Annotated in this window: 14 protein-coding genes and 1 riboswitch; of the genes, 8 read left to right on the forward strand and 6 right to left on the reverse strand. The window is 71.4% G+C overall.

The window, feature by feature from the left end; genetic code table 11:
* Positions 1-139 precede the first annotated feature (139 nt).
* The 6 genes from ABZ459_RS27035 (at position 140) to ABZ459_RS27060 (ending at position 6,737) form a co-directional block, all read left to right on the forward strand.
* On the forward strand, positions 140-652 hold the full coding sequence (locus ABZ459_RS27035; RefSeq protein ID WP_352325615.1) for an FHA domain-containing protein: 513 nt from the start codon (positions 140-142) through the stop codon (positions 650-652).
* 23 nt (positions 653-675) lie between these two features.
* Complete coding sequence (locus ABZ459_RS27040; RefSeq protein ID WP_357975611.1) at positions 676-1,302, forward strand: MerR family transcriptional regulator; 627 nt, start codon at positions 676-678, stop codon at positions 1,300-1,302.
* Positions 1,303-1,434: 132 nt separating this feature from the next.
* The gene (locus ABZ459_RS27045; protein ID WP_090771501.1) at positions 1,435-1,905 is read left to right on the forward strand and encodes a bifunctional nuclease family protein; all 471 of its coding nucleotides are present in this window, start codon (positions 1,435-1,437) and stop codon (positions 1,903-1,905) included.
* Between the two features lie 147 nt (positions 1,906-2,052).
* Positions 2,053-2,673, forward strand: coding sequence for a MerR family transcriptional regulator (locus ABZ459_RS27050; protein WP_357975614.1), 621 nt, complete (start codon positions 2,053-2,055; stop codon positions 2,671-2,673).
* Between the two features lie 48 nt (positions 2,674-2,721).
* Positions 2,722-2,818, forward strand: a riboswitch (glycine riboswitch).
* Positions 2,819-2,984: 166 nt separating this feature from the next.
* Positions 2,985-5,810: an aminomethyl-transferring glycine dehydrogenase gene (gcvP, locus tag ABZ459_RS27055; protein ID WP_357975616.1), complete on the forward strand. Its 2,826-nt coding sequence runs from the start codon at positions 2,985-2,987 to the stop codon at positions 5,808-5,810.
* Positions 5,811-5,936: 126 nt separating this feature from the next.
* Complete coding sequence (locus tag ABZ459_RS27060; RefSeq protein ID WP_357975619.1) at positions 5,937-6,737, forward strand: hypothetical protein; 801 nt, start codon at positions 5,937-5,939, stop codon at positions 6,735-6,737.
* A gap of 54 nt (positions 6,738-6,791) precedes the next feature.
* Here the strand turns inward: ABZ459_RS27060 and ABZ459_RS27065 are convergent, their stop codons facing one another.
* Positions 6,792-7,148 (reverse strand): hypothetical protein, encoded by a 357-nt coding sequence (locus tag ABZ459_RS27065; protein WP_357975622.1) that lies wholly within the window; start codon positions 7,146-7,148, stop codon positions 6,792-6,794.
* An 82-nt stretch (positions 7,149-7,230) separates the two neighbouring features.
* On the opposite strand from ABZ459_RS27065, the gene ABZ459_RS27070 reads away from it, so the two are divergent.
* The gene (locus tag ABZ459_RS27070) at positions 7,231-7,866 is read left to right on the forward strand and encodes an alpha/beta family hydrolase (protein ID WP_357975625.1); all 636 of its coding nucleotides are present in this window, start codon (positions 7,231-7,233) and stop codon (positions 7,864-7,866) included.
* On the opposite strand, the gene ABZ459_RS27075 is transcribed toward ABZ459_RS27070, so the two are convergent.
* Positions 7,823-8,020 (reverse strand): DUF5999 family protein, encoded by a 198-nt coding sequence (locus ABZ459_RS27075; protein WP_125637444.1) that lies wholly within the window; start codon positions 8,018-8,020, stop codon positions 7,823-7,825. The two genes, ABZ459_RS27070 and ABZ459_RS27075, sit on opposite strands and share 44 nt — an antisense overlap.
* 198 nt (positions 8,021-8,218) lie before the next feature.
* Positions 8,219-8,779, reverse strand: coding sequence for a TetR/AcrR family transcriptional regulator C-terminal domain-containing protein (locus ABZ459_RS27080; RefSeq protein ID WP_357975627.1), 561 nt, complete (start codon positions 8,777-8,779; stop codon positions 8,219-8,221).
* Between the two features lie 109 nt (positions 8,780-8,888).
* On the opposite strand from ABZ459_RS27080, the gene ABZ459_RS27085 reads away from it, so the two are divergent.
* The gene (locus ABZ459_RS27085; protein ID WP_352331214.1) at positions 8,889-9,287 is read left to right on the forward strand and encodes a hypothetical protein; all 399 of its coding nucleotides are present in this window, start codon (positions 8,889-8,891) and stop codon (positions 9,285-9,287) included.
* Positions 9,288-9,390: 103 nt separating this feature from the next.
* On the opposite strand, the gene ABZ459_RS27090 is transcribed toward ABZ459_RS27085, so the two are convergent.
* The 3 genes from ABZ459_RS27090 to ABZ459_RS27100 form a co-directional block, all read right to left on the reverse strand.
* Positions 9,391-10,728, reverse strand: coding sequence for an RNA polymerase sigma factor (locus ABZ459_RS27090; RefSeq protein ID WP_357975630.1), 1,338 nt, complete (start codon positions 10,726-10,728; stop codon positions 9,391-9,393).
* Between the two features lie 172 nt (positions 10,729-10,900).
* Positions 10,901-11,215, reverse strand: a complete 315-nt coding sequence (locus ABZ459_RS27095) for a hypothetical protein (RefSeq protein ID WP_357975633.1) — start codon at positions 11,213-11,215, stop codon at positions 10,901-10,903.
* A gap of 46 nt (positions 11,216-11,261) precedes the next feature.
* Complete coding sequence (locus ABZ459_RS27100) at positions 11,262-12,407, reverse strand: AMP-binding protein (RefSeq protein WP_357975636.1); 1,146 nt, start codon at positions 12,405-12,407, stop codon at positions 11,262-11,264.
* Between the last annotated feature and the right edge of the window lie 46 nt (positions 12,408-12,453).

Here is a 12,453-nt window from a genome sequence, read left to right on the forward strand (position 1 = left end):
CCGAACCGCAGTCCAGCGCCCCGCCTTGACCTTTGCCGCTGATCAGCGTAAGTTGCGGCATTCGCAAACTTGAAGAGCGAAGGCAGGCGCGTCCCCAGCACCGTCGCCGCGTCTTCGCGGTAGGAGGCCGAGCCGATCGATGCCGAGCGTCTACTGCACGCAGTGCGGGCACGCCAACCCCGAGGATGCCCGTTTCTGTTCCCGCTGTGGGTCACCGCTGACCAGACCCGAGGTCTCCGGGGACACCACGTCGACGATCTCGGTCGCGGGAATCGAGGCGTACGAGGCTGAGACAGGCGACATGCTCCTGGCCGAACGGGCGCTGGTCGAACAGCTCCCGCCCGGCACGGCGTTGCTCACGGTGACCAGAGGGCCCAACCAGGGCAGCCGGTTCCGGCTGGACAAAGACCTCACCACGACCGGGCGCCACCCGGAGAGCGACATCTTCCTCGACGACATCACCGTCTCCCGCCGCCACGTCGAGTTCTACCGCCACCGCGGTGGCCAGTTCTCCGTACGCGACGTGGGCAGCCTCAACGGCACCTACGTCAACCGGGAGCGCATCGAGGAGGTCCCCCTGCACTCCGGAGACGAGGTGCAGATCGGCAAGTTCCGCCTCGTCTTCCTGATGAGGGTCAACGCCGGCGCATGAGCTCACAGGCGGCACGCTCGCACATGAGCATCGGGGAGGTGCTCGCCCTGCTGCAGGGCGAGTTCCCCGACGTCACCGTGTCCAAGATCCGCTTCTTGGAGGGCGAGGGGCTGATCGAGCCCGAGCGCAGCCCCTCGGGCTACCGCAAGTTCACCCATCTCCACGTCGAGCAGTTGCGCTTCATCCTGACCGAGCAGCGCGACCACTACCTGCCGCTGCGGGTGATCAAGGACAAGATGGCCGAGAGCTTCGGCCGTCCGCGCGCGGTGCAGCAGACCCAGGAGATCCGGTACGACCGGGCCCAGTTGCTGGAGGCGGCCGGCATCGACGAGGAGACCCTCGCCGAGCTGGAGGACTACGGCCTGCTCACCCCCGTGGCCAGGCGCTACGACGAGGAGGCGCTGAAGATCGCGCGCAGCGTCGGCGCCCTGGCCCGTTTCGGCCTGCACGCCCGCCACCTGCGCGCGGTCAAGGTCGCCGCCGAGCGGGAGTGCGGGCTGGTCGAGCAGACCGTCGCGCCCATACTCAAGCGCCGCGCGCCCGGCGCCATCGGCGAGGCCGACGAGGCTGCCAGGGAGTTGTCCACGCTCCTGCTCGACCTGCACGCCTCCCTGGTCCGCGTCGGCGTCAGGTCTGTCCTGGGCCGCTGAGGGCACAGAGCTGGAAGGCCGGGGCACATTCCAGGCCTGCCGGGTGTTACGTTGAAATGCACAAGCGTGTAGCAGAAACGACCCAGTCAACAGCTGTGCCGGGCGACCGGCCGGTCGAATACGGAGCAGCCCGTGTTGCAGATGGAGGTCGTGGGCGTTCGAGTTGAGATGCCCACAAATCAGCCGATCGTCTTGCTCAAGGAGGCACACGGGGAACGGTTCCTTCCGATCTGGATCGGCATGACCGAGGCGACCGCGATCGCCCTGGCGCAGGCCGAGGAGCCGCCGCCCCGGCCGCTCACCCACGACTTGTTCAGGGACGTGCTGAGCGCGCTCGGCGTCGGGCTGCGCGCGGTCAACATCGTGGCCCTGCGTGACGGCATCTTCTTCGCCGACCTGGTGTTCTCCAACGGCGTGGAGGTCAGCGCCCGGCCCTCCGACTCGATCGCCCTGGCGCTGCGCACCGGCGCGCGCATCTTCGCCAGCGAAGAGGTGGTCCAGGAGGCCGGTGTGATCATCCCTGACGACCAGGAGGACGAGGTGGAGAAGTTCAGGGAGTTCCTTGACACGATCACTCCCGAGGACTTCGGCAGGGCGGGGTAGGTATTTCAGTGCATTTACGCTTCACGACGCGCCGAGCCGGATCGTTGACTGAGCATGGTCACGGTCCTACGGTGCAAGTGAAACCCGTGGTCGCCCTTTACGAACCCCCAGATCAGGCCATGGGATGAGAGAAAGCCGGAGGTCCGCGTGGCGGTCAGCAGCGGCGAGGGAAAGACGGCCGGCCAGGAAGATCCGGTGCGGCGCGAGAGCGCGCGGCAGCGTGCCGGAGAGCAGGGCCTGCTCTTCGACGAGCAGCCCGCGACGCTGCCCGACGACATCGGATACCGCGGGCCCACAGCCTGCTCGGCGGCCGGCATCACCTACAGGCAGCTCGACTACTGGGCGCGCACGGGCCTGGTCGAGCCCACGATAAGAGCCGCGCACGGCTCGGGCTCGCAGCGGCTCTACAGCTTCCGCGACATCCTGGTGCTCAAGGTCGTCAAGCGGCTGCTCGACACCGGAGTGTCGTTGCAGCAGATCCGCACCGCGGTGCAGCACCTGCGTGACCGCGGGGTCGCCGACCTCGCGCAGATCACGCTCATGAGCGACGGAGTCAGCGTCTACGAGTGCACCTCGGCCGACGAGGTGATCGATCTCCTCCAGGGCGGCCAGGGCGTGTTCGGCATCGCGCTCGGCCGGGTCTGGCGAGAGGTCGAGGGCTCCCTCGCGGAGCTGCCGGGGGAACGGGCGGCGGTCGAGGACACCGTCCCGGCCGACCATCCCACTGACGAGCTCGCCAAGCGGCGCCGCGCACGCCGCACGGGGTGAGCTGAACCGCTGAACACACCGTAGTAATCTAGGACAGAGTAAGGCTGATGACCCCGTGCGGGAGAGTCCCTGGGCTTCGGTCCTGGGGCGCCGAAGGAGCAACCCTCCCCGGAATCTCTCAGGCATCCCGTACCGCTCGGGTGAGGCAACTCTGGAAAGCAGGTGCGCCCGCCAGGCGCACCTCACCGACGGTGCAAGCCCCACGGTGGGGTGAAGCTCTCAGGTCGCGATGACGTCGCGATGACAGAGGGGGAGATCCGGCACTCGCCCGCGCCCTGGCGCCGGTCTCCAAGCCTCGGGAGGCAACCTCCATGACCGACCTGTCCGCTCCGCCGTTCTCGTCCAGGCACATCGGCCCATCCGAGTCCGAGCAGCAGCGCATGCTCGAGGCGGTGGGCTTCGAGTCCGTCGGCGATCTGGTGGCCGTGGCCGTGCCCGAGGCCATCAGGGTCAAGGACCGGCTCAAGCTGCCGGCCGCCGCGAGCGAGACCGAGGCCATCGCCGAGCTGCGCGAACTGGCCTCCCGCAACCGGGTGCTGACCTCCATGATCGGCCTGGGCTACCACGACACCGTCACGCCCGCCGTCATCCGGCGCAACCTGCTGGAGAACCCGGGCTGGTACACCGCGTACACGCCGTACCAGCCGGAGATCTCGCAGGGCCGCCTGGAGGCGCTGCTGAACTTCCAGACGGTCGTCTCCGACCTGACCGGCCTCGACGTCGCCGGCGCCTCCCTGCTGGACGAGGCCACCGCCGCGGCCGAGGCCATGACGCTGGCCCGCCGGGCCGGCAAGTCCAAGAGCGACGTGTTCGTGGTCGACGCCGACACGCTGCCCCAGACCAAGGCCGTGCTGGCCACCCGCGCCGAGCCGCTCGGCATCACGCTGGTCGAGCACGACCTCGACGGCGAGCTGCCCGAGTGCTTCGGCGTGCTCGTCCAGTACCCGGGCGCCTCGGGCCGTCTGCGGGACTTCCGCGACGTGGCCGCCAGGGCGCACGAGGCGGGCGCGATCGTCGTGGCTGCCGCCGACCTGCTTGCCCTCACGCTCGTGGCCGCTCCCGGCGAGCTGGGCGCCGACATCGCCATCGGCTCCTCCCAGCGCTTCGGCGTCTCCTTCGGGTTCGGCGGGCCGCACGCGGCCTACATGTCCGTACGCGAGGGCCTGCAGCGGCAGATGCCCGGCCGCCTGGTCGGCGTGTCGGTCGACGTCGACGGCGACCCCGCCTACCGGCTGGCCCTGCAGACCCGCGAGCAGCACATCCGCCGCGAGAAGGCCACCAGCAACATCTGCACCGCCCAGGTCCTGCTGGCCGTGATCGCCGGCATGTACGCCGTCTACCACGGCCCCGAGGGCCTGCGCCGGATCGCGCATCGCGTGCACCGGCACGCCGTCGCGCTGGCCGGCGGGCTGCGCGAGGCCGGCCTGGAGGTTGTGCACGGCGAGTTCTTCGACACCGTGCTCGTCCGCGTGCCCGGCAGGGCCGCCGAGGTGGTGGCCGCCGCCGCCGAGCGGGGCGTCAACCTGTGGCAGGCCGACGACGACCACGTCTCGATCGCCTGCGACGAGAAGACCGGCGCGGCCGAGCTGGTCAAGGTGTGGGCCGCCTTCGGCGTCGAGCGCGAGGAGGTGGCGCTGGAGGCCGACGCGCTGCCGGCCGAGCTGCTGCGCGAGTCGGACTACCTGACCCACCCGGTCTTCCACAGCCACCGCTCCGAGACCGCGATGCTGCGCTACCTGCGCAGGCTCCAGGACAAGGACATCGCGCTCGACCGTTCGATGATCCCGCTCGGCTCGTGCACGATGAAGCTGAACGCGACCACCGAGATGGAGCCGATCACCTGGCCGGAGTTCGCCGGCGTGCACCCGTACGCGCCGGAGGCCCAGACCGAGGGCTACCGGGAGCTCATCGGCACCCTGGAGGGCTGGCTGGCCGAGGTGACCGGCTACGACGCGGTCTCCATCCAGCCGAACGCCGGCTCCCAGGGCGAGTTCGCCGGTCTGCTGGCCATCCGGGCCTACCACCAGGCCAACGGCGACACCGGGCGCGACGTGTGCCTGATCCCGTCCTCGGCCCACGGCACGAACGCGGCCAGCGCCGTCATGGCGGGCATGCGGGTCGTGGTCGTGGCCTGCGACAGCGACGGGAACATCGACCTGGCCGACCTCGACGCCAAGATCGCCAAGCACCGCGAGAAGCTCGCCGCGATCATGGTGACGTACCCGTCCACGCACGGCGTGTACGAGGAGTCGATCACCGAGGTCTGCGCCAAGGTGCACGAGGCCGGCGGCCAGGTCTACGTCGACGGCGCCAACCTCAACGCCCTGGTGGGCCTGGCCAAGCCGGGCGAGTTCGGCGCCGACGTGTCCCACCTCAACCTGCACAAGACGTTCTGCATCCCGCACGGCGGCGGCGGCCCCGGCGTCGGCCCGGTCGCGGTCCGCGGTCACCTGGCGGCCTACCTGCCCGGCCACCCGCTGCGCGACGGCGGCCCGGTCGGCCCGGTCTCGGCCGCCCCGTACGGCTCGGCGGGCATCCTGCCGATCTCGTGGGCGTACGTGCGGATGATGGGCTCCGAGGGCCTCACGGCGGCCACCGAGCAGGCCATCCTGTCGGCCAACTACCTGGCCCGGCGGCTGGCCCCGCACTACCCGGTGCTCTACACCGGCCGCGGCGGCCTGGTGGCCCACGAGTGCATCGTGGACCTGCGCCAGATCACCAAGGAGACCGGCGTCACCGTCGACGACGTGGCCAAGCGCCTGATCGACTACGGCTTCCACGCGCCGACCATGTCGTTCCCGGTGGCCGGGACGCTGATGATCGAGCCGACCGAGAGCGAGGACCTGGACGAGCTCGACCGGTTCGTGGACGCCATGATCGCCATCCGCGGCGAGATCGCCAAGGTGGCCTCGGGCGACTACGACAAGACCGACAACCCGCTGCGCAACGCGCCGCACACGGCCGAGTCGGTCACCGCCGACGAGTGGGCCCACCCGTACTCGCGGACCGAGGCGGCCTACCCGGTGGCCTCGCTGCGCGAGGGCAAGTACTGGGTGCCGGTGCGCCGCATCGACCAGGCGTACGGCGACCGTAACCTGGTGTGCTCCTGCCCGCCGCTGGAGGCGTACGAGGACTGATCCGCCGCCGCGGGTCCCCGTCCGGGGGCCCGCGCCGGACCCGGCCAGTCCCACACCGTCAAGTGAGCAGACATGATCGCGACGAGCCGTTAGGCTCGGTGCGATCCGTCGCCGGAAGGAGCTCTCTTGACGTTCTCAGAGCTGGAGACCCCGCCTCTCGACACCGCCCGCCGCCTGGCCGAGGGCGGCGACCTCGAGGGTGCGGCGGCGATACTGACCGAGCTGGTCGCCGACCACGACAGCCCCGACCGGGCCCAGGCGGCCGTGGGGCTGGCCGTGGTGCTCGACGAGCGCGGCGACACCGAGGCCGCCCGAGCCGCGGCCCGCACCGCGCTGGCCACCGGCCATCCCGAGTACGCCGCCCAGGCCGCCTGCCACCTGGCCCAGGGCTTCGAACGCGAGGGCCGCGACGACCAGGCCAGGGCCGCCTGGCAGGCCGTGCTCGGCGTCGGCACGCCGGCCTACGTCCCGCTGGCGCACCTCGCGCTGGCTCGGCTGGCCGGCAGCCCGCAGGAGGCCGGCAAGGAGCTGCGCTCCGCCCTCGACGCGAGTCTCGACGCCGGCGACGCCGAGGCCGCCGCGCACGCGGCCCGCCAGCTCGCCGAGACGCTGCTGGAGTACGGCGACCCGGGGGAGGCGGCCGGGCTGCTGCTGGACGCGCTGGAGTTCGCCCCGGCGCGGGAACTGCCTGGGCTGCGGGTGCTGCTCGGCATCGCGCACCTGGAGCTGGCCTGCGCGGAGTTCGCCGAGGCCGTCGAGAGCGGGGCCGACCCCCAGACGGGCGCCCTGGCCATCGAGCTGCTGGCGCGCACGCTGCCGCTGCGCGGGCGCACCGAGGACGCCGGCCAGGTGTGGACCTACGGCCTCGAACACGAGGACCTGACCATGGCCGCCGAGGTCCGGCTGCGTTTCCACCGCGACACCTGACCGCCCGCTGAGCGCGGCCCCTGAGTGCGGCCCCTGAGTGCGGCCGGAGAGGGCTCAGCCGCGGCGCATGATGGCCACGGCGGCGGCCACGTTGATGGCGACGATCGCCAGCCACGTGATCGTCAGGCCGACCAGCCCCGAGTTGCCGGCCGCGATGGCGGTCAGCGGGATGCCGAGGCCCATCGAGCCCAGCGCGATGGGGATCATCGCCGCGCCGTTGTTCTGCCGCTGCCTGGGCTTGGCCGGGGCGAGGCCGTGGCCGTCCAGCTCGGCCTGGACGCGGGCGGCGATGGTGGCGTCGAGCCGTTCGACGAAGGACTCGACGAGCGCGGCCTCGTAGTCGGGACCGAGGTCGCGGCGGGCGTCGAGGGTGGCCTGCAGGTCATCCCGGATGGGGCGCATCTCTGGCATAAGGGTCATCATCCCGGTTGTCCGGCGCGCCGTCATCAGACCTGGGGGCCAACGGCGGATCCTCCCCAGGTACGGTGCTGCCATGGAGATCATGACTCCGAGGGGGCCGGCGCTGGTGCAGGTCGACGAGGCGGCCGAGCCCCGGCTGCTGCTGGTGCTGACCCACGGCTCGGCCGGGGGAGTGGACGCGCCCGACCTGCTGGCCGTCCGCGACGCCGCGCTCGGGGTGGGGGCGACCGTGGCCAGGGTGTCGCAGGCGTTCCGGGTCGCGGGGGCGCGGGCGCCGGGGTCGGCCGCCAGGCAGGACGAGGCCTGGGAAGCGGTGCTGGGCGAGCTGCGCGCCGGATGGCCGGGGTTGCCGCTGGTGCAGGGCGGCCGGAGCAACGGCGCCCGGGTGGCCTGCCGTACGGCCTCGGCGGTGGGCGCGGCGGCGGTGGTGGCGCTGGCCTTCCCGCTGCACCCGCCCGGCAAGCCGGAGCGGTCCAGGGCGGAGGAGCTGCGCGGGGCCGGCGTGGACGTGCTGGTGGTCAACGGGGACCGGGATCCGTTCGGAGTGCCGGATCCCGCGGACTGCGCCCGGCTGGTGGTGCTGCCGGGCGAGGGCCACGACCTGAAGCGGGACCCCGCCCGGGTGGGCGAGGTCGTGGCCCGGTGGATCGGCGGCTACGCCGCCGTCAGGCGGCGCCCACCAGGGGGTCGGGCCGGTGCGGCGCGATGACGGTGCCGCTGGGCAGGAGCTCCCCGGTGTCCTCGAACAGGACGACGCCGTTGCAGAGAAGGCTCCACCCCTGCTCGGGGTGGCATGCGAGGGTGCGTGCTGCCTCGCGGTCCGGCGCCTCGGCAGACGGACAGGCCGGGTCGTGCGGGCACATCGGCGTGCCTCCGATATCTCGTGGGTGCTCCCGGGAGAGGGACGGGAGCGGCTCGGGTTTGTTGTTCTGGCAAGTGTGCGACGTGTGTCACACGGTCCGACATAGCCCGTTCGGACTGTTACAGGAGGATCCCCCGGTCGTGTGACCTTCGACACAGCGTGCCTTATGCAGGATAACGGGCCAAGCGCGACACGCGCACTACGTTTGCAACCCCTTGAGCAAAGCGTCGAGCCCTCTTTCGAAGTCCACATCCGCTCTTTCGTCTCGCCTGACCCATTCATCGACTTCTGGGTCAGCCCATCCTGATTGCTGGACTTCGACCGCCACGCTGCCGAACACGAACGCCCGCAGCGCGCGCACGGCCTCCGGGGCGTCGCTCAGGCCCCCTTCGGCGAGCTGCTCGGTCTGCTCCCTGATGGCGACGGCGGTGGCGCCCTTGGGTGGCTTGGTCAGGGCCAGCGCGAGCACGCCCGGATGCTCGCGCAGTAGCTCCCGGCCCGCCCGGCACCACGCCCTGGCCGTCTCCTGCCAGGTGGCGGCCTGCTCCACGTGCACGGACGTGACGTGCTCGGCCAGCGCGTCCATCAGCGCCTCCTTGCCGCGGGGCAGGTGGTGGTAGATGGCCATGGCCTCCACCTCCAGAGCGTCGCCCAGCCGGCGCATGGTGAGCCGGCGCAGCCCCTGGCTGTCGGCGATGTGGAGTGCGGCCTCGATGATGCGCTCGCGGGAGAGTGGGACGGGAGGTCTCTTTGCGGGCATGGTGATCATCTTACTGGGCGGCCCCGTCCGTCGCCCGGTGTTCTGAGGCGGTGTCGGACGGCGTACCCTTGTGGGTTGAACAGCAAAGACTGCGTGAAGGGCAGGGTCGATGGCGTTTTTCCGTCCGCGCGTGAGCCGGGAGGCCGAGGTTCGCTACCACGCGGACCAGGAGATCTCCAAGGGCTTCCCGCAGCTGCTTGACAAGGCCAGGCAGGCCGAGCAGATCGTGCGCGACCTGCGTGCCGCCGCGGCCGACGAGATCGAGCTGCTGGCGGCGGGCCGGGCGTTCGACGTCGCGCTGACCGAGGCGCTGCGGGCCGCCGAGGCCGGGCAGCGGGCCACGTTCGGCGTACGTTCGTACGACGACCGCATCGCGCGTCGCAAGGCCAGGGCCACCCCCCGCGGGGCCATGTGGACGGCCGAGGTCGACCGGCTGCGTACGCTGCGCGAGGAGAACCGTATGTGGGGCATCCCGCGCGTGCCCCGGCCGGTGCCCGCCACCGTCTGACCGAAGGCACACGAAAGCCCCGGCGCCGTGCGCGCCGGGGCTATTCGTGCGTTCCAGGCCCGTCACCGTCAGGGCCTGACGGTGACGGCCGGGGCGGTGCGGGTCAGCTGGCCCAGTCGAGCAGGGGGCGGGTGTTGCTCGGGTGGCGCAGCTTCGACAGCGACTCCTTCTCCAGCTGGCGGATGCGCTCGCGGGTCAGGCCGAGGTGCTTGCCGATCTCGTCCAGCGTGTGCGGCTTGCCGTCCACCAGGCCGAACCGCAGGGCCATGATCTTCGCCTCGCGCGGCGAGAGGTTGTCGAGCACGCCGCGCAGCTGGTCGCCCAGCAGCTGGCGGTCGACGATCTCCGACGCCTCCGGCGAGTCGACGTCCTCGATGAGGTCGCCGATCGTGGTCTCGCCGTCCTCGCCGATGGTCGCGTTGAGCGAGATCGGCTGGCGGCTGGTGCGCAGCAGCTCCTCGATCTGGTCCGGCGTCTTGTCGAGCTCGACGGCCAGCTCCTCGGGCGTGGGCTCGCGGCCCAGCCTCTGGTGCATGTCCCGCTCGACCCGCGACAGCTTGGAGAGCATCTCCAGCACGTGCACGGGCAGCCGGATCGTCCGGGCGGAGTCGGCGAAGCCGCGCTGGATGGCCTGCCGGATCCACCACATGGCGTAGGTGGAGAACTTGAAGCCCTTGGTGTAGTCGAACTTCTCCACGGCCCTGATCAGCCCCAGGTTGCCCTCCTGGACGACGTCCAGCAGGGACATGCCGCGGTCGGTGTACTTCTTGGCCACCGAGACCACCAGGCGCAGGTTGGCCTCCAGCATGTGGTCCTTGGCCTGCCGGCCGTCCTCGATGACCAGGTGCAGGTCGTCGCGCACGGACGGCGGCGCGTCCGGGTCGGTCTCCAGCTTGTACTCGGCGTACAGGCCGGCCTCGATCCGGCGGGCCAGCTCGACCTCCTGGGCGGCGGTGAGCAGGGTACGGCGGCCGATCGACTTCAGGTACGTGTGCACCGAGTCGCCCATCACGGACTGGGTGTCGTCCAGGTCCATGGCCTCGGTCTCGATCTCGGCGTCCTCGGCCGTGAGTTCGAGGTCGTCGGGGGCCACGTCCTCCTCGTGCTCCGGCTTGCCGTCCACCGGGTTTTTTGCCTCGGCGGCCGTGCGGCCGGTAGCCTTTGCCCCGGAAGCCTTCCTCGGCTTGGGGGCGCTCTTGTTCGCGGTCTTCTGGGTGGTCTTCCTGGCGGCGGTCTTGGCCAGCGACGGCTCGTTCTCGGCAGCCAGGCTCACACCGGCCTCCGAGAGCTCGCGCAGGATCGTGCGGCCTTCAGAGGGGCTGATGCCGGCCTCGGCGAACGCGTCACGCAGCTCCGCCAGAGAAAGGTGACCCTGGGCTCGCCCTCGTTCAATGAGCTGGTCGAGAGTCGCGGGTGGGGTCGCCACGGCGGTTCTGGGCATGAGGACACCTCCTCCGTACGGAGTCGAAGCGATCAGGCAGGTTGTGGTGGGGCGGTGGTCAATCTCCGCACGGCGCACCAGTATCAATAACGCCATCCACCGCTATTTGTTCCCGGAGGGATGAAAAAGGGGCGGAACGCCCAGAGGGCGCGCCACCCCCGGGAGGCGGGAACTACTCCGCCACCTCGAAGCTTCCGGTCCCCTCGGGCATGGGCATGGGCTCGGCCTCTTCCATGCGCTTGTCGGTCCAGTAGTCGATGACCTCGCGTGGATCGGGATTGACCTCCGTGGAGACCACGACGCCCTCGGTGTCGCCGGGCGAGGGCACCGGCCGGCCGGTCGGCGACGTCTGCTCGACCACGGCCCGGGTCTCCCTGGCGACCGCGTCGAGCTTGCCCGCCGAGGCGGCCGCCGCGACCGACGCGCCGCCGACGACGATCACGCCGACGACCGCCGCGGACGCCCACATCTTGCGGGTCTGGTTCATGAAGGCTCCCTTCCTTCTCTCCCCGTTATGACGCAGCCGCACCGCGTCAGGTTCCTGTACGCAGCCGTACGAGATCGGTCTTGCCGTTGGGCAGCAGCGGCAGGCGGGGGAGAAGGCGCAGGCCGCGCGGCGCGGCGTGGGCGGGCAGCCGGTCGCGGCAGTAGGCGCGCAGCTCGGCCAGCGTGGGCGGCGCGGCCGGGTCGGCCGGCACCACGAACGCCGTGACCGCCTCGCCCCACTCCGGGTCGGGCAGTCCGGCCACGGCCACGTCGGCGACCTCGGGGTGCGTGCCGAGCACCGCGCTCACCACGCCGGCCACGACCTTCTCGCCGCCGGTGTTGACGACGTCGTCGGCCCGGCCGAGCACGCGCAGCCGGCCGCCGTTCAGCTCGCCGAGGTCGGAGGTGACGAACCAGTCGCCGTCGAACGCGGTCCGCCCGCCGAAGCGGTAGCCGGAGAAGAGCACCGGCCCGGCGATCCTGATCAGGCCGTCCTCGCCGATTTTGAGATCTACATCGTAAAGGGGGCGGCCGTCGTAGACGCAGCCGCCGCACGTCTCGCTCATCCCGTACGTGGTGAACACCCGCGCGCCGAGCTCCACGGCCCGCTCGACCAGCCCGGCTCTGGGCGCCGCGCCGCCGAGCAGGATCGTGCGGAACACCGACAGGTCGGCGCCCGCCTCGACCAGCCGGTGGAGCTGCGTCGGCACCAGGGAGACGTGGTGGGCGCCCGAGGACAGCACGGCCCGCACGTCGAAGGAGGGGTGGATGATCGGCTCGCTGCCCGACAGCAGGGCGCGGACCAGCACCTGCAGGCCGGAGACGTGCGAGACGGGCAGGCAGCACAACCACCGGTCGCCCTCGGCGGCCCCGATCCTGCTCAGCGAGGCCGACGCCGAGGCGCGCAGCGCGGAGGCCGACAGCTGCACGCCCTTGGGCGCGCCGGTGCTGCCACTGGTGGCGATGACGACCGCCACGTCGCCCGGGACGCCTTCGCCGCCGGGCCACGGCTCGCCGCCGGCGTGCGTGGGGCGCAGGGCCTGGAGGGCCTGGTGCTCGTGGCCCGGCTGGAGCGGCAGGACGGCCGGGCCGTCGCCGGAGAGCGCGTCGCGGATCGCGGTGAAAAGGCCGGGGCCGGGAGGCTGCACAATGGCATGCAGCGGACGGTCCGGATGCGACGGGTTCCTCCACATGCTCGTAAGGTTAATGGCGACAGGTCGGACACAGGTGCAGGGTAGG

Source organism: Nonomuraea sp. NPDC005692 (assembly GCF_040631115.1).
GTDB lineage: Bacteria > Actinomycetota > Actinomycetes > Streptosporangiales > Streptosporangiaceae > Nonomuraea.